Source organism: Fannyhessea vaginae DSM 15829, assembly GCF_000159235.2.
GTDB classification, from domain to species: domain Bacteria; phylum Actinomycetota; class Coriobacteriia; order Coriobacteriales; family Atopobiaceae; genus Fannyhessea; species Fannyhessea vaginae.
Genome location: NZ_ACGK02000001.1, coordinates 682735 through 703292, shown reverse-complemented (window position 1 = coordinate 703292; position 20558 = coordinate 682735). Strand labels below are relative to the sequence as shown.

General features: G+C 41.1%; 15 protein-coding genes. 5 read left to right on the top strand and 10 right to left on the bottom strand.

Translation table 11 applies throughout. From position 1 onward, the window contains the following. Positions 1-29: 29 nt before the first annotated feature. The 10 genes from HMPREF0091_RS03065 to HMPREF0091_RS03020 all read right to left on the bottom strand — a co-directional run bounded on the left by HMPREF0091_RS03065 (position 30) and on the right by HMPREF0091_RS03020 (position 12547). Complete coding sequence (locus tag HMPREF0091_RS03065; protein WP_006302798.1) at positions 30-662, bottom strand: DUF47 domain-containing protein; 633 nt, start codon at positions 660-662, stop codon at positions 30-32. A 109-nt stretch (positions 663-771) separates the two neighbouring features. Beyond that, a complete protein-coding gene (locus HMPREF0091_RS03060; protein ID WP_010241751.1) occupies positions 772-1821 on the bottom strand; it encodes an inorganic phosphate transporter in 1050 nt (349 codons plus the stop codon). 391 nt (positions 1822-2212) lie between these two features. Next, complete coding sequence (locus HMPREF0091_RS03055; RefSeq protein ID WP_006302796.1) at positions 2213-2665, bottom strand: hypothetical protein; 453 nt, start codon at positions 2663-2665, stop codon at positions 2213-2215. A 339-nt stretch (positions 2666-3004) separates the two neighbouring features. Continuing rightward, entirely contained in the window at positions 3005-4189 is a 1185-nt protein-coding gene (locus HMPREF0091_RS03050; protein ID WP_006302795.1) for an ABC transporter ATP-binding protein, read from the bottom strand. A 96-nt stretch (positions 4190-4285) separates the two neighbouring features. Next, positions 4286-6547 carry a glycogen/starch/alpha-glucan phosphorylase gene (locus HMPREF0091_RS03045; RefSeq protein WP_006302794.1) on the bottom strand — a complete coding sequence of 754 codons (2262 nt, stop codon included), beginning with the start codon at positions 6545-6547 and terminating at the stop codon, positions 4286-4288. 118 nt (positions 6548-6665) lie between these two features. Next, positions 6666-8312 (bottom strand): 4-alpha-glucanotransferase, encoded by a 1647-nt coding sequence (gene malQ / locus HMPREF0091_RS03040; RefSeq protein WP_006302793.1) that lies wholly within the window; start codon positions 8310-8312, stop codon positions 6666-6668. A gap of 57 nt (positions 8313-8369) precedes the next feature. Next, positions 8370-9392: a LacI family DNA-binding transcriptional regulator gene (locus tag HMPREF0091_RS03035; protein WP_006302792.1), complete on the bottom strand. Its 1023-nt coding sequence runs from the start codon at positions 9390-9392 to the stop codon at positions 8370-8372. Between the two features lie 5 nt (positions 9393-9397). Continuing rightward, the gene (locus tag HMPREF0091_RS03030) at positions 9398-10237 is read right to left on the bottom strand and encodes a carbohydrate ABC transporter permease (protein WP_006302791.1); all 840 of its coding nucleotides are present in this window, start codon (positions 10235-10237) and stop codon (positions 9398-9400) included. Continuing rightward, entirely contained in the window at positions 10237-11079 is an 843-nt protein-coding gene (locus HMPREF0091_RS03025) for a carbohydrate ABC transporter permease (RefSeq protein WP_006302790.1), read from the bottom strand. Before HMPREF0091_RS03025 ends, HMPREF0091_RS03030 begins: the two co-directional genes overlap by 1 nt. A 124-nt stretch (positions 11080-11203) precedes the next feature. Then, positions 11204-12547, bottom strand: a complete 1344-nt coding sequence (locus tag HMPREF0091_RS03020; protein WP_006302789.1) for an extracellular solute-binding protein — start codon at positions 12545-12547, stop codon at positions 11204-11206. Positions 12548-13153: 606 nt separating this feature from the next. Here HMPREF0091_RS03020 and HMPREF0091_RS03015 point away from each other — a divergent pair. From HMPREF0091_RS03015 to HMPREF0091_RS02995, 5 genes are all read left to right on the top strand, one after another. Then, a complete protein-coding gene (locus HMPREF0091_RS03015) occupies positions 13154-14557 on the top strand; it encodes a leucine-rich repeat protein (RefSeq protein ID WP_006302787.1) in 1404 nt (467 codons plus the stop codon). Between the two features lie 169 nt (positions 14558-14726). After that, positions 14727-15329 (top strand): ECF transporter S component, encoded by a 603-nt coding sequence (locus tag HMPREF0091_RS03010; protein WP_006302786.1) that lies wholly within the window; start codon positions 14727-14729, stop codon positions 15327-15329. Between the two features lie 33 nt (positions 15330-15362). Beyond that, positions 15363-17864, top strand: a complete 2502-nt coding sequence (locus HMPREF0091_RS03005; protein WP_006302785.1) for an ATP-binding cassette domain-containing protein — start codon at positions 15363-15365, stop codon at positions 17862-17864. Between the two features lie 247 nt (positions 17865-18111). Continuing rightward, positions 18112-18888 (top strand): dimethylarginine dimethylaminohydrolase family protein, encoded by a 777-nt coding sequence (locus tag HMPREF0091_RS03000; protein ID WP_010241748.1) that lies wholly within the window; start codon positions 18112-18114, stop codon positions 18886-18888. 124 nt (positions 18889-19012) lie between these two features. Further along, on the top strand, positions 19013-20539 hold the full coding sequence (locus HMPREF0091_RS02995) for a basic amino acid/polyamine antiporter (RefSeq protein WP_006302783.1): 1527 nt from the start codon (positions 19013-19015) through the stop codon (positions 20537-20539). Positions 20540-20558: the final 19 nt, after the last annotated feature.

The window sequence follows — 20558 nt, the reverse complement described above, 5'->3', positions numbered from 1 at the left end:
ACCAAAAAGCATCGATTGCTTTCATGCAATTACGCGCTTTTCATGATAACGTTTCTTACCACACCAGCCGCTCTATCGCACGCATTGAGCGTGTTCTCCATACGATCAAAAAGACGAAGCCAGGAAACAACATGTCCACGGCGCGCGTCAGGAAGATCTTCGTCGTGGAACAGACGATACAAAGCACTTTCATAAACAGTATCGCCCTCATCTTCTATATGACCAACCTCAATAGAATGGGTTAAAGCTTGTTTATCCTTTTTATAGTCGGGCAAACAAGTGATCATCTTTTCGATCTCTTTTGCTGCACAAACAGTTAAATCAGCAAGCTGAGTTGCTTCTGTTCGACTTCCAGACGTATTAAAAAGTTCAAGACGAATCGCAACGCCTTCCATTGAGTCTACAATATCGTCCATACGAAGAGCCAAATCAGAGATATCATCACGATCAAAAGGTGTAATAAACGAAGAATATAACTCTGCCATAATCTTCTTAACATGTTCGTCGCAATGCACCTCATGTAATTTCATCAAAGGAATGAGGTTAACAGTTGTAGGATAGTCATGTAACAACTTTGCATAATCCTCTGCAGCTTTAGTGATGTCTTTTGCAAAATCTTTAAACAAGGTATAAAAAACGTCCTCTTTTTTTATGCGACCCATAATATGAGCTCCTTTACATACGTAGTAAACCAAATTAAATAATCAGTTACCAACATAGACAATACGAGACAAACTTTGCGCCGAACTTCATGCACAAATGCGAAAACACTTAGAAAACCAGTAAAAATAGCTTAGCAAGAACAAATCCAATAATGCCGCAACCAGGAAATGTAAACACCCATGTGTAAACCATTTCTTTTGCAACAGCCCAGTTAACGCTGCGCACATCTTTAGCAGCACCAGCCCCCATAATTGCAGCAGTTTTTGCATGTGTTGTGGAAACTGGAAGACCTGTAAGCGTTGCCACAAATAAGGATACCGTAGCCGAAACCGAAGAGGCAAAACCTTGGTACTTTTCCATCTGTACCATTTCCATGCCAACTTTTTTAATAATGCGTTTACCTCCAACTGCTGTACCTATAGCCATCGTCAAAGCGCACAGAACTTCAATCCATAATGGAAATCCATTGAGGTCACTAGCCTGCATACCTGCCGATAGGGCAATTGCCAACATTGCAGTGGACATAAATTTTTGACCGTCTTGAGCACCGTGCATAAGAGCAACTCCCGCAGCACCTATTACTTGTAGGCGACCAAAAATTTCATCGGCTCGTCTTCGATCCACATTGCGACACGCATTGCGGATAATCTTGACAACAACCCAACCAGCAGCATAACCAGCGATTGAAGAAAAAATGAGGCCGTAGACTACTTTCATCCACTCCCCCATATTAACGCCGCTTAAATCTCCTGAGACCGCCAATGCAGCACCAGTTAGACCAGCAATTAAAGCGTGAGACTCAGACGTTGGTATACCAAAAACCCAGGCTCCCACTCCCCAAGCCACAATACCTACGGTTGCAGCCGCTAATGCAATAAGAGCTGCATGGGTATCGCCGCCAAAATTGACCATACCGCTCATGGTGTCTGCAACAGCAGTGGAGATAAAGCTCATAACCACAAGTCCAACAAAGTTGCACACAACACTCATAAAAATAGCGGCATTAACGCTGATAGACCGCGTGCCTATAGGCTCTGCGATAGCGTTTGCCGCATCCGTTGCTCCATTAACAAAAATTGTTCCTAAAACAAGTACAACAACAATTGCTAAAAAGGGGTTAACCTGAAGCATTCCAAGAAATTGTTGGAAACTAATCACGAAGTTGATTCCTTTCCCTCGTTGTGTTGCCCATTTCAGCAAGATCTATACAACTAAGCATGCCCCAAATCTTGCAAGATGTGCTCAAGACAAAAATCAATAGAGACTCATCTTTGAAACAAGCACGATACACTTAGAGATACCATATGACTCTATTAAGCACCTTCGTGGGCAATTACAAATAAGTCATACGAAAATCTATAAGCAAATCTATTTTCACATGTATTTACCGAAAAATGCGACCGTTCACCGATTAATAAAACTATACATTTTCTACATCAAAGGATCTACCAAAGATTAAATTGATGACATGATGGAAGCTTGTTCACATGAGTTATATGTAAAGCACAACACCCTAGAAGCGTATAAGTTATATTCGAAGCACAACACCCTAGAAGCGTACATCAGCAGTTAATGTATTTCCCGAGATAACGTACGCAAACTGTTCTTGCGGTTGTACCCACTGAATATCAAATCCTTCCTGCGATAATATCTGCGCAAGCGCAACTAAACGCGCATTTGCGATGCGATAATCACAAGGTTGTGCATCCTTATGCAAACTATCATATTTTCTCTGGTTTGCCCAATACGGCAGTTTAATTGTCTTTCCATGAGCAATGCCATTTGTTTTTTGATGGATAAGAGCGAGCGCAGACTTAATAACCTGAAAATGTATCTGTTCTGCTTTAGTAAGTGTAAAGACAGCAGTTGCAGGAACTTCGGCATTCCAATTCATATCAAACCAAGGACGAGTTTTATCAACCGAGAGAGACATCTGCTTTGCAAGAACATATGCATCAAACCCAATACAGTTGCAACGTGCAGAAAACTCTAAACGCTCCATCGTATACTCCCCTTTTGCCTTGCCAATTTAGATGCGCTTTAAAAATAATTCATTAAAAAGATTGTATACATTAAATATAGCATGAATTAGCAAGGATATAGACATATTTTTTAAATAAATGAAGTGCACCAAAGCAAACTTTTTTGTAACTTATAGGGATTTAGCATTGAAAACTTCATAATAATACAAAAACTAATCGTTTGTTTGTAAACAGAATTTTGTATACATAAAAATAAATATTCTGTGATTTAGGCAATAAGAGTAAAAGTCTGTTATCAAAAATAAAACCCACGATGCATACGAGACACATCGTGGGTACGCAGAGTCTAAAAAGACAGTTTATGCACCAAATTCCAAGTTCTTTTCATTCTCTTTACTAAACAAGTGCATAACGTTACCACCAAAGGTAAACTGAATGGGGCTACCAATTGGCAAGCTCGCAGGATTCTCTCCTTCAAGCTTTGCGGTTTGCGCAATGATAATGGTATCAGAACCACAAGCCTTAACATGAAGGTGTACCGTTGAACCCATAGGCTCGGTAACTTCGATCTTACCCTCGATCATATCGCTGCCCTCACCGTAGAGACCGATATGCTCAGGACGAACACCCAGCGTAATATCTTGAGGTTGAACATTATGTTTCTTAAGGTTCTCTTGTTTATCAGGTGAGCAAACAACTTTATGACCAGCAAGGTCAACAACATATTTACCTTCGTCATCAAGATATAAATGAGCATCATAGAAGTTCATTTGAGGAACACCAATAAAGCCTGCAACAAAGAGATTTGCAGGATGGTCAAAGACCTCTTGAGGAGCACCAACTTGTTGAACCATACCATCCTTCATAATTACAATACGGTCACCAAGCGTCATAGCTTCGGTTTGGTCGTGTGTAACGTAAATAAAGGTTGTGTCAATACGTTGGCGCAATTTAATGATCTCGGCACGCATTTGGTTTCTAAGCTTTGCATCCAGGTTTGAAAGCGGCTCATCCATCAGCAGAACTTTAGGCTCACGAACAATAGCACGACCAATAGCAACACGCTGACGTTGACCACCCGAAAGAGCTTTTGGCTTACGATCAAGATACTCGGTAATACCTAAAATTTCTGCAGCTTGATCAACACGTTGCTTAATTTGGTCCTTATCCATCTTGCGAAGCTTTAAAGGATATTCCATGTTCGCACGAACAGTCATATGAGGGTAAAGAGCATAGTTTTGAAATACCATAGCGATATCACGCTCACGAGGAGGAATATCGTTCATACGTTTGCCACCAATGAGGAGATCACCACGGGTGATTTCTTCCAAACCAGCAACCATACGTAAGGTAGTAGATTTACCACAACCAGAAGGACCTACGAGTACGATAAATTCCTTATCAGCAATGTCAAGATTAAAATCCTCTACCGCTACAACACCCTCGTCGGTTACTTTGAGGTTATGTTTATGCTTTTTAGCACCCTTTTGTTTCTCGGTATTAGGATAAATTTTCTCGATATGCTGAAGCTTTACCTCTGCCATGATTAATCCTTTCTATCAACACACCTTATATGTTCGGCGTAATGCCATTATCCCCTCAATTACCTGCATTTAAGTGTATCACGAAGTTCGTGAACACTAAACTAAATGCCAAATGTCACGGTTGTACTCTGCAATTGTTCTATCAGACGAGAAGAACCCTGCATGAGCAATATTAATAAGCGTTTTCTTAATCCAAGCGTGACGATCTTCAAAGTCTGCAAGACATTGTTCCTTAGTCTTGATGTAATCTTCGATATCAAGCAAGGTCATAAACCAGTCATGCGACAAAAGATCCTTGTAAACACGGGTTAAGCTCTCTGACTGACCAATTGCAAGCATCTCAGGCGAAACGATAAAGTCGATCAAACGCTCAATGTCGCTTCCCTTCCAGAAGTCGGTAGGATGATAACCGTTAGTTGCGTAAAGCTTAATAACCTCTTCTGAGGTGCGACCAAACTCATACGCATTCTCTTTGCCAACAAGATTTACGATCTCTACATTGGCTCCGTCTTGCGTACCCAAGGTCAGCGCACCATTTGCCATCATCTTCATATTACCTGTACCACTAGCCTCTTTAGAAGCAAGTGAAATCTGCTCAGAGATATTAGCCGCAGGAATAAGATGTTCAGCAACGGTTACATTATAGTTTTCAATGACAACAATCTTAAGCCAAGGAGAAACAGCTGGATCATTTGCAATGAGTTTTGAAAGGCAAAGCAACACATGGATAATATCCTTTGCAAGAATATATGCAGGCGCAGCTTTTGCGGCAAAAAACATTACCAACGGACGAGAAGGAATGTGTCCATTTTTAATATCAAGGTATTTCCAAATAGCATACAAAGCATTCATTTGCTGACGCTTGTACTGATGAAGACGTTTAATTTGTACGTCAAAAACAGCGTTAGTGTCAATTTGAACGCCCTCTTTTTTCTCAAGCCATGCAGCAAGACGTTTTTTATTAGAAGTCTTAATAGCATCAAGTGCGTTCAGAAGATTTTCATCGTTAACATGATCAAGAAGGCGCTCTAATTGAGATGCATCTTTAATCCATGAATCACCAATGGTTTGGGTAATCAAATTGGCAAGATCGGGGTTGCATCCCATAAGCCAACGTCTAAAAGTTATACCGTTAGTCTTGTTGTTAAACTTATCGGGATAAAGCTGGTAGAAGCCGTGCATTTCCGACTCTTCCAAAATCTTGGTGTGAAGTGCGGCAACTCCATTAACTTTGCAACAAAAATGAACATCCATATGAGCCATGTGAACAACATTATTCTTGTCCAAAATAGCAAGCTTTTCGTTTTGTGTACGAAGACGCGCACGACGATCAAGGTCTTGAATAATAGGTACAAGCTGAGGTGCAACACGAGAAATAAAGTCAATTGGCCATGTTTCGAGAGCTTCTGCCAAAATAGTGTGATTGGTATATGCACAAGTATTTTCTACAATTTCTACAGCTCTATCAACCGAAACACCTCGTGCAACAAGCTGACGAATAAGTTCGGGGATAACCATAGAAGGATGCGTATCGTTAATGTGGACAGCTACAAACTTATCAAGCTGGTCAAGTGGATGACCTGCTTCGTCCATCTCATGAAGAATAAGTTGAGCACCTGCACAAACCATGAAATATTCCTGATATACGCGCAAAAGACGTCCAGCTTCATCAGAGTCGTCAGGATACAAAAATGAAGTGAGGCAGTGCTCGATATCATTCTTATTAAACGAAATACCATGTTCGGGTGCAGGCGCTGGATTTTCGACATCAAAAAGATGTAGACGATTTACCACACCATTTTTATAACCCGGTACTTCAATGTCAAAAAGCTTGGCGCGCAAATTACCAAATGCAAAAGGAACATCAAAAGTAAATGGAGTAGAACAAAGCCAAGATTCACGCTCAATCCAAGGATTAGGCTCTTCAAGCTGATAGCCTTGAGAAAGATCCTGACGGAATAATCCATAATGGTAATTAAGACCAACACCATCTCCAGGCAATCCAAGAGAGGCAATTGAATCCATAAAGCAAGCCGCAAGACGACCCAAACCACCGTTACCTAAAGAAGGCTCGGGCTCACAATCCTCAACCTCGGCTAAAGTAGTGCCCCAACCTTGAAGAAGAGCCTCTGCTCTATCTACCAAACCTAAATTAATAAGATTGGCACGAAGCAGACGACCTACCAAAAACTCAGCAGAAAAGTAATACAGTTTACGCTTACCTTGTGTTTTTGGCGCATCAAACTGCATTTGGCGAAGAGCGCTTGTCAATGCTTGCATAAGCTGTTCGCCAGTTGCTGCCTCGGGAGCCACATTATGTTGACTTAAAAATTCGCGAACTCTATCTTCAAAGTTCATCTACTACAACCTCCTATAATTATTTCATCGAAGATACACTGGTAGAAAATATAAGACATGCAAACTCAAAACAACATTGCCCTGTAATCCTGCCCAAGTGTAAACCGATGTTCATAACCTACTTTTTACCTCGAGATCCACACTTACATTGTTTTTTAGAGTCATCACTAGTATCTAAAACAGCTTGTGATGAATTAGATACTGGCGAATCTTTTAACGTTTTCTTAGCCTCACGAGCCTTACGAGCAGCCTCGGCTTCTTCGAGTGCTTGTATATCAACCTGGCTCAAACGCTCATATAAGAACATCTGATCTTTAAGGCGTTTTGCAAGTTTGTCAGAAAGATCACCTGCTTTATAGCGCCATGTCCAGTTAGAGCCCAAGGTGGAAGGAACGTTAATACGCGCAGAATCATCAAGTTCCAAAACGTCCTGCATTTGCACGATTGCAGTGTTGGCCACAGATGACCAAATACCACGCATAGCAGCCCATGCAACACTTTCACCGTCTGCTATATGCAAATATTTGCGTGCATAATCAGCGTCTTTTTTATCAACACTTTCAAACCAACCAAGTGCCGTGCTATTATCATGCGTTCCAACGTAGGCAACACAATTTTTTGGATAATTATGTGGTTGATAGGTTCTACCACCAGAATCGCGGCTATCAAAGCCAAATTCAAGTACTTTCATGCCAGGATAAGTAGAATCTTTAAGAAGTTTAATAACTGATGGAGTAAGAAACCCTAAATCCTCAGCAATGATATTGCGTTTACCAAGCTTCTTATTAAGTTGATTAAAGAACGCAATACCTGGACCTTTTCGCCATCTACCACCTGAGGCATCTTGAGCACCGTAAGGAATTGCATAATATGAGTCAAACCCACGGAAATGATCTATGCGCAAAACATCAAAAAGTCTAAACTGCGCTGAAATACGTGTGAGCCACCATGAATATCCATCTTTTTTCATAACATCCCAGTTGAAAAGAGGATTTCCCCAGAGTTGACCAGTTGCAGAAAAACCATCGGGAGGACACCCCGCTACTTCTGTAGGCAATCTAAACTCATCGAGTTGAAATTGCTCTGGATGAGACCAGGTGTCAACACTGTCTGCTGCAACATAGATTGGCAAATCACCGATAATCTGAACACCGTTGTCATGAGCATACGAGTGAAGTTCACCCCACTGCTTATAAAAGAAATACTGGACACCTTGCCAAAATTTGATATCAGCTGATAAGTTTTTACGAGCTTGCTCTAAAGCTTGAGGCTCACGTAGACGAACAGTCTCTGGCCAAGAAGTCCAAGGCTTTGAGTCATTTGCATCCTTTAAGGACATATAAAGCGCATAGTCATCTAACCAGGAATGCTCAAGTTTACAAAATTGAGAAACTTCAAAGGTATGATCATCCCATAATTTTTTAACTGCTTTACGCAATACATTAAAGCGAGTTTTATAAAGTAGACCGTAATCAACCTTTTGAGGATCGGCACCCCATTTCACCGAATCAACGTCATTTTGAGTTAAAAGACCTTCAGCAATAAGCGTATCCAAATCAATTAGATAAGGATTACCTGCAAAGGTAGAAAAACTCTGATATGGTGAATCACCAAAACTCGTAGGACCAATAGGGAGAACCTGCCAGTACGTTTGAGACGAATCGTGCAAAAAATCAATAAAGTCACGAGCTGATTGACCCATTGTACCCACACCATAAGGAGAAGGCAAAGCGGTTATAGGCAGTAAAATTCCTGCAGAACGCATAAAGACTTCTCTCCTTTCAAGCAAACATCCAACACTAAACAAATGTCTATCATAACGCTAGTTATCTAATTCAGACAGATTTTTAACAGTTTCACCTTTTAACACAGTATGGTCAACAATTTCACAGACACTACCTCGAGATGTACCTTCGATCATAGACAGTAAAATCGCTGCCCCCCTCTCAGCTAAACGTGTTGTATCCTGTCTGACTGTTGTAAGGCGTGGAATACAAAATTGAGAAGATTCAATACCGTCAAAACCAACAAGGGAAATATCTTGGGGAACAGACTTTCCAATATCACGCAAAGCTCTCATAACTCCAATCGCAATCACATCACCCAACGCAAAAATCGCAGTTGTTTGGGGCACACGTTTTAGAACACGAAGCAAGGCATCGTACCCTTCTCGCATTGAAAAATGGCAAGGTTCATACTGCAAACTCATATCGAAAGGTATTTTTGCTTGTGCACATCTTCTAATAGCTCCCGAAAGTCTTCTCAGGCTAATTTGTCCTTGAGAAAGATTTCCTCCAATAACTGCAATTTTTGAATGATGTGCCTGAATCAAAACGTCAACAATATCCGAAGACGCTTGCCCATCGTTTGTTAAAACACACGATAAATTAGTAAAAGGCAATGTTTGTGTTGAATTGGTAATTACGACACACGGACACACAATTTGACAAAAATCTTGCTTGAAATACTCAAGCTCACCGCCAAGAAAAACTATACCACGCGGATTATGGGCTTTCTGATACCGAAGCGCAAATTGCACTTCGTTTTCATCTTCGTCCAAATATGCAACATATACATCTTCACCGCGCATGTCAAGGTACGTATGAAGCTTTTCAAGGATATTGGCGAATAAAGGATTGTAGCGACCTTTAACCATAACTGCGATGGAATGGGTATCGGTTCTCTTTAAGCTACGTGCATTAGCATTAGGTTCAAAATGATACTTATCTACCACACCCATAACTTGATCGTGTGCTTTTTGGCTCACATTTGAACTGCTGTTTAAGACACGAGACACCGTTCCTACGCTATAACCCGATATCCGCGCAATATCCTTAATGTTCATAGAAACTAACCTTTAACAGCACCAGCTGCAACGCCTTTGATAATGTACTTCTGGCATGCAAGATAGAAGACAATAACAGGAATAACAGCCAATACAAGTGCCGCCATGATAGCACCCATGTCTACACGACCATAACTACCCTTCATAAACTGAATAACAATAGAGATAGTCTTGTATTTATTGGTATCCAAAACAAGATACGGAAGTAGGAAGTCGTTCCAGATCCACATGGTTTCAAGAATACCAACAGAAATGTAGGTTGGTTTCATAATAGGTAATACAATCGTAAAGAACGCGCGAAGAGGGCTTGCACCATCGATAAGTGCAGCTTCTTCAATCTCTACAGGAATACTCTTTACAAAACCGCAGAACATAAATACCGCAAGTCCAGCACCAAACCCTAGATATACGATGATGATACCCCAAGGAGTATTGAGGTGTAGACGGTCTGCAGTAAAGGAGAGCGTAAACATAACCATTTGGAAAGGAACAACCATTGAAAATACACAGAGCAAATAAATAAATTTACTTACCTTGCTTTTAACACGGGTAATATACCATGCACACATTGACGTGCAAATGAGGATAACAATTACCGAGCCAACGGTTATTAACACTGTCCAACCAACCGCATCCAGTAAGTGGTATTTTCTAAGTGCGGCCGTATAGTTAGCAAATTTGGCAAATGTTTCAGGAGTAACCCAATCAAAAGGTATGGATTGAATGAAGCTCTTTTTCTTAAAGGAGTTCATTACAATAATGACGATAGGTATAAGCCACGCAATACTGAAAATCGAAAAGACAACAGTTCCTATAATAGATAAAAGTCTTTTTCTTTCTTTCATTATTGTTGCACCTCCCTCTTACGGGTAATTTGGAGCTGAATAAGACCCAAAATAGTAACAAGGAAGAAGAACACAACGGCTTTAGCCTGTCCGACACCTTCCCAGCCCGTTCTGCCATAGAACGTATCAAAAATATTAAGTGCAAGCATTTCGGACATATGAGCCGGCTCGCCTGCCGTAAGGGAAAGGTTTTGATCAAAGAGTTTGAAACCGCCTGTTAATGACAAGAACAAGCAAATGGTAATGGAGGGCATCATCATTGGAATAGTAACATTCCACAAACGCTGCCATGCATTGGCACCGTCAATTTGTGCAGCTTCCAAAACATCGGTTGGAATTGATTGTAAACCGGCAACATAAATAATCATCATGTAACCAATTTGTTGCCAGGAAACCAAGATAACCAGACCTACAAAACCGTACCATTCATTCAAACTGATTGTCTGTTGGTATTGTTGTAAAACACCATTAAAGATAAGCTGCCAGATATAGCCTAAAACGATACCACCAATTAGGTTAGGCATAAAAAATGATGTACGGAAAATATTGGTTCCTTTAAGTTTTCCTGTTAACGCCATAGCAATCGCAAACGCAACAACATTAATAACGATGACAGAAACAACCGCAAACGCTGCAGTGTACCAAAATGCATGTTGGAATAAATTATCACTGAACGCATCAATATAGTTTTCAAAGCCATTAAAAGTTGCATCGGTTACAGTCGTAAAGTGGGTAAAGGAAAGAACCAATCCCATAATAAACGGAAAAACAAAACCAATAGCAAAAGAAGCAAGAGTTGGTACCAAAAAGATAAGCCAGTACTTCTTTATAGACTTTTCCATGCTAACAAACCTCCCTTACATGTAATAAACGCGGAGAACAACGTGCTATGTCCTCCGCGAACCCTTACATCTCTATCACAATTAAAACGTGATAAATGCCACATTTACGAGCTTTAAGGACTTATTAGTTCTTAGCCTTTTCAGCTTCTGTCTTCCAGCCGTCAACAAATGCTTTAACAACTGCGCCCCAGTTGCTGTCATTTTGAGCTGCAGCATATGCAACCAATGCAGAACCTACGCCGTTCTTCCACTCTTCAGATGGCATAGTTGCAAAGCACCAGTCAACAGGAGTTTTACCATCAGCAACATATTTGTTAGCAATATTAACAAGTGGGTTAGCACTTTCAAGATTCTTCTTAAATGGAATGGTAAAGCCACAACCGTTAGCACCAGAAGGAAGAGCTTCCTTACCACCACAAAGGCATTTAACACCCTTATCAGAGTTGGTGCACCAATTCATAAAGTCAAGAGTTGCTTGAACGTCTTCAGGTTTAGCTTTTTTGTTAACACACCAGTAGTTCTCAGAACCAGTGCAAAGTCCTTGGTTCTCTTCACCTTCAACACCAATGTAAATTGGAAGCATGCCCAAGTTCTCATCGCCGAGGTCTTGAATCTTCTCGTACTCCCAGGTACCGTTTTGATAAAATACTGCTTTACCTGTTACAAATTCATTGGTGCAGTCATCAGCGGTTTTTGTGGTAAGAAGGCTTGGATCTGTAGTTGAGTTGTTAATGTAGAGATCCCAAATCTTACGATAGTTGTCAAGGTAAGTACCCTTAATAGCCTTAGTAGATTGGATATTGTCCTTCTTGTATTCATAGTAAATAGGAAGGTTTGCAAGGTGAGTCTTAAAACGCCAGTCGGAAGATTTATCCATACCTGGTGCGTTAAATGCGCTAAAGCCAAGCTCGCCTTTACGCTTAGTAATGTCTTCAACAACCTTCTTGAAGCTCTCAAAGTTGGTGATTTCGTCTGCACTGTGACCAGCTTTTTCAAGAAGTTTTTTGTTGTAGATAATACCGTAGCTCTCAATTACGTAAGCGATACCTTTAATCTTGCCGTCGTCACCTTTAAGCTTAAATGCATCGTTGGTGCAGTTTTTAACGATTTCTGAGTCATCCAAATCAGCACAGTAATCAATAGAGCCTGCTAAGCCTACAGGACCGTTGGTTTGGAAAAGCGTAGGCATTTCGCTTTTACCCATTTCAGACTTTAAGGTAGAAGCATATTGACCTGCAGCTGCTGTTTTAACAGTAACTTCAACGCCAGTTTCTTCTTTATAAATCTCGGCAATCTCTTTCCACTGCTCGTCAGATTCTGGTTTAAAGTTAAGGTAGTATACGTGACCTTTAGCTTCACCTTTTTTGCCTGAAGAAGCCTTATCATCTTGACAACCTGCAGCAAACGGAACAAGCATACCTGCGCTTAAACCGAGACCCGCCTTAATGAAGTTCCTACGATTGAGCATGTCTCACAACTCCTCTCGCCCAAGGGCATCTAATATTTTGGAAACGTTTCCAAAGTGTTACCTATAGTTTACGTGGTCGAGATAAGAATTAGCTTGAAAATCTTTTTTATACCGTTTACCGCTAAACCTATACCGCTTACCGCGTATGAATAGTTTCGTTACCCATACACATTTGTGACGCATGTTACCTGCAAGAATACACTGGGGAGCCGCATAAAATTTGTTTTGAACAGTTTATAGCCCTTAGTTTAGGTTGCGTCTCATAAGCGCTCCCTTGATTTGAAAATACAATTTTAACAAGGTGTCTGACTATCACCGACGACAGCTGGAGGCTTAACAAAATGCTTACTGGAATAATTCCCTCGTTATAAAAGACATTGATTTTACGTTAATAATCTTTTAATTATGTATACATTTCTTAAGGATACGACTACTATAAATAAAGCATTATTTCGCGATAATTAGATACGAAAGGTTGTATACCATGAATTTAGTATTACAAAAATCATGTGTTATCGCTGCTATTACGTGTGGTCTGTGCATTGCGCCATCTACACTTGCGCTTGCTACTGAAACAACCCCCCCCAGCAGATATCTAAGCAAGAATTGCGTAGTCAAAAACAAGATCCAATAGTATGGACAAAAAATGACTTCTACCTCGATGAGCACGATGACACAAAAATTGTTGATAGAAGATCAACTGATGGTACAGCTCCAGGAGGTCTGTTGGCATCAGGTATCGAGAAGCTCAAAAAATCGGGCGGCAAACTTGTTATTCCTGAAGGTATCACTGAAATTGATGGGCAAGCATTTTCTAATTCGAGTAAGCGATACGATGGACTTATTAAAAGCGTAACGTTTCCTTCAACACTGAAAAAAATCGGGTACGCTGCATTTTGGTGGAACAGCATTAGTGGCGAAGTTACTATTCCCGAGGGAGTAACAGAAATTGATGCTGTTGCGTTCAGAGAAAACAACATTAGCTCTGTTACGCTTCCCTCTACGCTGAAAACTATTGGCTCTCAAGCCTTTGGGTGGAATAAGATAACAAAAATTGTTGATAATGGTGACCTGAGTAAGCTCGACTTGAAAAAGTACTGGAGCATTTTACCTAAAAACATGCAAGATATTCAACATGCCACACCTTTTGTTGCACAGCATTTGCCTGATGTTGTGCTCGTTCCTGATAAAGACAATCCCCAAAAATCAAAATCTCAGCCAATCCCCTATCGTTTTACCCAGGTTGTGGCAAAGCGTGGTCAAGACGCGTCTAAGCCATTGTATTTTGACATTTATAACGATACCGAAGGTAACGGCGCATATCTGAACAGCGTTGGAACTGTTGACCATAAGAATAATACCTTTACCTTTGTGAACACCAAAGACGGAAAAGTATGGTCGGTATTGTATTACGCCAATCCTAATGGCGATAATCTTATGTGGGGCGATAAAGGATATGTCCTAGGTGATGTCTCATTCAATATCCGTGGTGCAAAGGAATTTAACGTAACTTATTCATTTGTAAATGGAACAGACGCAAAACAGGCTTTGCCTAAGAGTGTAACTAAGCTTTTGCCAACTGCAACAAAAGCATACGAAAGCACGAGTGTTAATGCAGATAAATTGGCTACAACAACCGTTAAAGACAAAGACGCACAAGGAACTTGGACTTTTACGGGTTGGAACACATCAAATGTTTCTCATATATCCAGCGATGTAACATTTGTGGGAACGTGGACCTTTAAGAAAGATCCCACGCCGCAACCACCAACTCCACCAACTCCACACCATAATCCTGGACAACCCACGGACGGTCAAAATGATCAAGGCGGTCAAAACAATCAACAACAAGGTAACCATAACCAAGACAATATCAAAGATAATAACAAACACATGACGCCTCAAACTTCTGATGCAGGTGCAGCATCGCAAGTTGTAGGATCGTTGTCGGTATTAGGCTTCTTAACAAGCTTATGTGGACTCAAAAAACACTCAAAACCACGTAAGTAATATTTTCATATGTAAAACGTGAAAAATATTTTTAATTACCGCCGCATAGCGTACAAAGCGCTATGCGGTGTTGTATACTCACCTCGGATAAATGAGCGCAGCAAAAGATCAGTGAATACCATGCTCTCAAGCCGCACCCTCATATAAACTTTATGAGAAAGGCAGTTGTATGTCACAAGAAACATCTAATTTACGCTGGCGTGTTGTTGATATTACCGTTGCTTCGGTTATTGGCGTTGTTTCCGCTCTTATTTACTGGCTTATTGCTATTGGCTGGTCAATTCCAAGCCATCTTCTTAATGGTATGCTCCCTGGTCTTAACGGCCTGCTTAATGGCTTATTCTTGTTTGCCGCGCCTCTTGGTGCTGTTATCGTAAGAAAACCTGGCGCAGCAATCTACGCCGAACTTGTAGCAGGCGTTTTGGAAGCATTGCTTGGTAATCAATGGGGCGGTGCTCCGACTATTATTATTGCCCTCATTCAAGGCGTGGGCGCAGAATTGGCATTTGCTATATTTTGCTATAAGCGCTGGTCTTTAGACACCATGCTTTTATCGGGCGCTCTTACAGGTGTGGCTGCTTGGGGATATAGCTTTATCAAACACTTTCAAGGTATTGATATTTTGGGTAAGTATGGCGTTACCTACCTTGTATCGTCAGTTGTATCTGGTATTGTCATTGCAGGACTGCTTATGTGGTTCCTTTACCTCAAACTCGCCCAAACTGGCGCATTAGATTCCTTTGCTTCGGGTCGCGAAGTACGCAAACATTAGCATCGTAACAAGAATTTCTACACACTCATCAACATGAATGACACTCGTGCTACATTACGTTTTTCTAAATGGGGTTATGCTCATGCATGCAGAAACAATTTTGCCGTACGAAATTTGGATTTAACCATTCATGCTGGTGAGCGTGTTTTGTTATTAGGCGCATCAGGAATTGGAAAATCAACCATTCTTGAAGGCGCAGCAGGGCTTATTGGCAATACAAGCGGATCCGCAAAAACACAAGACGATGACGGCGGCATATGTGAAGGCTCCATTTATATAGACAATAAACCTCTCGCCCAAGCACGAGGCGATGTAGCTCTTGTTATGCAAGACCCTAACGCTCAGATGATTTTTGAGAAATTAGGTGACAACGTCGCTTTTGGATGCGAAAACCTAGGCGTTCAAAAACCAGAAATTTGGAAACGTGTACACACATGCTTACAAGAAGTGGGGCTTCAGGATATCCAACTTCATCGCAATACCGGGCATTTAAGTGGAGGTCAAATGCAACGGCTTGCGCTTGCAGGAGCTCTTGCTATGCAGCCTCGGATACTTTTGTTAGATGAACCAACAGCAAATCTAGACCCTGTGGGCACAAAGCAAATAGTTGCAGCAACACACCACGTTCTTAAAACTACCAATGCAACCATGATGCTCGTGGAGCATCATATCCAACCTTGGCTTGATATCGTTAATAGGGTTATTATTCTTGGGCAAAAGAGTTATCTTACTCATGATGAAAAAACACACGAACGCTTACATACGACGACATCTACCATCTTAAGCTCAAAAGATGATAACCAAACCATTATCGTGGCAGATGGAACGCCTGATGAAGTGTTTTCTAGAACAGACTTACCCTGGAAAGATTTAGGAATTTGGGTACCACGTGTATATCAACAAAAACAATCGTTTTATAAACAAAAACAATCGTTTGCTTTAGATTTGTTTGAGAGCAACTCAACGACATCAATAGCACCCCACTTACAAAGCACGCCAAGCAAGACATGCCCTGCAAACACAACACATCCGCTTTTACTAAGCGCACATAATCTAGCTATCGGGCGTACAGATACACCGATTGCAACGCATATCAATATGGACTTCCACGCAGGTGAAGCTTATGCTTTTATAGGAGAAAACGGAACGGGCAAAACAACACTTGCGCTTACAATCGCAGGTCTTCTAAATCCTATATGCGGAGAACTCCATGCACACACATCATTATGTGCAGGCCTTGACACAACAAATCCCCTGACATGGAATTCAAAGGATTTAGCTCGGCGTATATCGTATGTATTTCAAAATCCAGAGCATCAGTTTGCGCGTTCAACAGTTTTAGATGAAGTTATGCTTGGCGTATCGTTAAGCTCTCCCACATTAGATATATACAACCAACGCGAACAAGCGCGGACACTTTTAAAGACGTTTGGATTGGATTCCTATGAACAAGCAAATCCATACACATTATCTGGTGGAGAAAAAAGACGTCTTACCGTAGCTGCAGCTCTTGCGGCACAACCAAAAATTTTAATATTGGACGAGCCAACGTATGGACAAGATTATAAGTGCTGGACAGAAATTGTGAAATTGCTTAAGAAACTCAAATCACAAGGAATATGCATTGTAGTTGTAACCCACGATAAACTCTTAATCAAAAAATTGCACGCGCACACAATTCTATTAACACAAAAAAAGTCGCGTATTCCGCAGTCGATACAGGTAACTAACGTCAACGAGCGCGCCGAAGAAATCCCAACCTCAAGCGTTTCTCCTTTTCTTGCCTCGCTTAATCCTGCAACTCGCATGTTTGGTGCGCTCATTTTTGCAATCCCTTTACTTTTTACCCTGGACTGGGTATCTGCAACTTGCGCGCTTATACTTGACTTTATTGCATGCGCGTGTATCAACATAAAACCTTGTAAAGTAATAAAACTCTCTTGGCCTGTTTGGATAGGTGCACCTAGTTCTGCATTAGCAGTGTGGCTTTATGGTAAAAGTGGAGGTGCAATTTGGTTTGATTGGGGCTTTATTCATATCAGCGATCTTTCAAGTTCGCTTGCACTTGCAACTGCAATCCGTATTCTTGCAATAGGCGTTCCATCCATTGTTACGGTTATAGGTATTGACGCAACAGCATTAGCAGATGCTTGGACGCAACTTGTTCATTTACCTGACCGTTTTGTATATGGAGGACTTGCAGGTATGCGCTTATTGGGTGTACTGCAAGAAGACTGGACGGCTTTATGTGCAGCACGTCGTTCGCGAGGCATTGGTGATAAAAGTCCTGTTAAAGCATTCTTTCCTCAAGCATTTGCACTTTTTGTCCTATCGATCAGAAGATCGGTTAACTTAGCAAAAGCAATGCAAGCGCGAGGATTTGGAGGCTCGTGTAAAAGGACGCATGCACGGACAAGTACCACATCTATAAATGATCGTATATTTATTGCTTTCTGTTTTATCATTCCCCTATGTGCGATTATGATCTCTGTGTATGCTGGGACATTCTTGCTTTTTGGCAGCGCGCCAAAATAACTTCTAGCTGAAATTGTAGTAAGCGACATTTCAACAATACTAAATCCCCATAGCAACCAAAATATCCTTCATCGTTACCTTGCCAAGCTTCGTCTAACCGTTCGCAAAATTTTCGCCTAATTTTTCTTGCGAACATTTTTACCCTCACTTTATAATCGCGTTAAATATCGTGACGCTTTGTATGCACATTTGCATCTCAAGCGTAGCGAGTAAAACATGCCAACAACTTTATGAGAAAGGATACGTTATGGCTAAGTTCACACATGTTATTGTTCGTCGTCCTGCAAAATCTATGGTAGATGGCATTACTAGTGCTCCTGAACTTGGAAAACCAAACTGGGAGCTTGCAATGGCTCAGCACACTAATTACATTGACGCGCTTTTAAAATGCGGCGTTGATGTAACCGTTCTTCCAGCTCTTGAAGAATATCCCGACTCATGCTTTGTAGAAGATCCTTGTGTTATTACCTCAAAAGGTGCAATTGTTACCAACCCAGGTGCTCCAAGTCGTAATGGCGAGAAAAACGAAATTGAACCCGTTCTTAAACGTTTCTTTGATGACGACCATATCAAACACATCCAAGCTCCTGGAACTATCGACGGCGGAGACGTCATGATGGTTGGCGATCATTTTTACGTTGGAAAATCTGCTCGTACCAATGAAGAAGGAATTCGCCAATTTATTCAAATTCTTAATTCATGGGGTCTAAGTGGATCAGAAGTTCCACTTGAGCACGTTTTGCACCTTAAAACAGGCGTTAATTACCTTGAAGACAACAATATGCTTGTTTCGGGCGAGTTTGTGGATAAAGAAGATTTTAAAGATTATAACCGTATTCAAATTCCAGAAAACGAAGCGTATGCAGCAAACTGTATTTGGATGAATGGAACCGTAATTGTTCCAGAAGGATATCCAAACGTTCTAAAAGCTGTACAAGATGCTGGATATAAAACTATTGTTGTAGACACTTCTGAATATAGAAAACTCGATGGCGGACTTTCTTGTCTGTCTTTGCGTTTCTAAAGTCTAAACATCAGTTACAGCCGCTCAGACATCTTTTTGCGCGTGCAAGGCGTTATCGCTGCAGCGTTCTGCTGCGCTAGTGCACAAAGCGGCTGTATACTTCAATCAATTTGGGAGTTGTCTTATGAATAAACATGCTTCGGGCTCTCATACTTCTTCTGGTGCTGGACATCATGCTTTAGCAAACCATGCCATGCAAACCACTAACGAAGACATAATTGATCCTGGTGGAATGGGTCTTTTTCGTCTAACCATGATGGTTATTACTTCTACCATCTGCGCTGGTATATTTTCTCTTATGGGTGACTTAGCAGCAGGTGGCGCTCATACCGCAGCGGTCATTATAGGTTGGGCAATTTGCTTTGTGGGTGTTTTTTGTTTGATGAAAGCATTCCAAGGTCTCTCGCAACTTCGTCCCGATCTAACTGGTGGTATCTATGCGTACGCAGCAGCTGGCTTTGGCGACTATGTTGGCTTTAACTCTGCATATGGATATTGGATTAGCGGATGTTTATCTAACGTCAGCTTTGCAATTATGTTTTTTGGTGCCCTTGGATATTTCTTTCCTGTCTTTGGCAATGGGAACAATTTATTATCCGTAATCTGTGCATCCGTTGTTATCTGGGTTTTAGCATATGTTGTCACACGTGGCGTTAAAGAGGCAGCTGGCATTAACATTGTAGTCACCATTGCAAAAGTTGTTCCGCTTGCACTATTTGTGGTGAGCATTTTGATGTTTAACAAGTTTAATCCCGATATCTTTTTTAGCAATTTTATGGGCGAACCTGGTGGCGCAAATCTCACCGATCAAATCATATCAACGATGATTTCACTCGTTTGGATTTTTACTGGTATCGAAACTGCAGTTGTTATCTCGGGCCATGCTAAATTTGTAAAAGACGTTGGCAGAGCAACTTCACTAGGTTTTATCAGCGTATTTGTTTTATATTTCTTAATTTCGCTCTTAAGCATGGGTATTGTACCGCGCGAAGAAATGGCTCACCTTGCAACCCCGTCAATGGCAGGAGTTTTAGAAATTGCAATTGGTCCCATTGGCGCGGCTATCGTAAATTTGGGTGTATGTCTTTCACTTGCTGGAGCGCTTTTAGGATATGTCATCATCTGTGCAGAAACGCCATTTGAGGCAGCAAAGCGACAAACGTTTCCTAAGTGTTTTGCACGTACCAACAAAAACAATGCGCCCGTGGTAACTATATTGGTGAGCGCTGCGGTTATGCAATTGTTTTTGCTCATTGCATTTCTGTCGGAAGGCACATACCAATTCTTCTATGCCTGCGCTGTGAGCACCATTCTCATTCCTTATGTATGCTCGGCAGCGTTTTACATGATAGTAAGCTGGAAAAAGGAAGGCTTTAACAAAAAACATGCTCCTCGACTATCAATTGCACGTTTCTTTGGTACGGCTTCTTTCATATATACGCTTTTCTTAGTATGGACATGTGGCTGGAAAGGCATAATGATTACCACGGTATTATTTGCACCTGGAATTTTGCTTTATCTCATGGGAGCACATCAATACCACAAACGTGCCTTTTGCGGACTTAAAGATGCAATTATTGTATTAGCTGTTATTGTTTTAGCGATTGCATCACTTTATCTGCACTTTAGTGGCATCTCCCCTATTGTGTAACAACACAAACATACCAAGT

Excerpts from the sequence above, each read along its gene's own strand:
- HMPREF0091_RS03065 (WP_006302798.1), bottom strand. The coding sequence starts at position 662 with ATGGGTCGCATAAAAAAAGAGGACGTTTTTTATACCTTGTTTAAAGAT.
- HMPREF0091_RS03055 (WP_006302796.1), bottom strand. The coding sequence starts at position 2,665 with ATGGAGCGTTTAGAGTTTTCTGCACGTTGCAACTGTATTGGGTTTGAT.
- HMPREF0091_RS03050 (WP_006302795.1), bottom strand. The coding sequence starts at position 4,189 with ATGGCAGAGGTAAAGCTTCAGCATATCGAGAAAATTTATCCTAATACC.
- HMPREF0091_RS03045 (WP_006302794.1), bottom strand. The coding sequence starts at position 6,547 with ATGAACTTTGAAGATAGAGTTCGCGAATTTTTAAGTCAACATAATGTG.
- malQ (WP_006302793.1), bottom strand. The coding sequence starts at position 8,312 with ATGCGTTCTGCAGGAATTTTACTGCCTATAACCGCTTTGCCTTCTCCT.
- HMPREF0091_RS03035 (WP_006302792.1), bottom strand. The coding sequence starts at position 9,392 with ATGAACATTAAGGATATTGCGCGGATATCGGGTTATAGCGTAGGAACG.
- HMPREF0091_RS03030 (WP_006302791.1), bottom strand. The coding sequence starts at position 10,237 with ATGAAAGAAAGAAAAAGACTTTTATCTATTATAGGAACTGTTGTCTTT.
- HMPREF0091_RS03025 (WP_006302790.1), bottom strand. The coding sequence starts at position 11,079 with ATGGAAAAGTCTATAAAGAAGTACTGGCTTATCTTTTTGGTACCAACT.
- HMPREF0091_RS03020 (WP_006302789.1), bottom strand. The coding sequence starts at position 12,547 with ATGCTCAATCGTAGGAACTTCATTAAGGCGGGTCTCGGTTTAAGCGCA.
- HMPREF0091_RS03010 (WP_006302786.1), top strand. The coding sequence starts at position 14,727 with ATGTCACAAGAAACATCTAATTTACGCTGGCGTGTTGTTGATATTACC.
- HMPREF0091_RS03005 (WP_006302785.1), top strand. The coding sequence starts at position 15,363 with ATGAATGACACTCGTGCTACATTACGTTTTTCTAAATGGGGTTATGCT.
- HMPREF0091_RS03000 (WP_010241748.1), top strand. The coding sequence starts at position 18,112 with ATGGCTAAGTTCACACATGTTATTGTTCGTCGTCCTGCAAAATCTATG.
- HMPREF0091_RS02995 (WP_006302783.1), top strand. The coding sequence starts at position 19,013 with ATGAATAAACATGCTTCGGGCTCTCATACTTCTTCTGGTGCTGGACAT.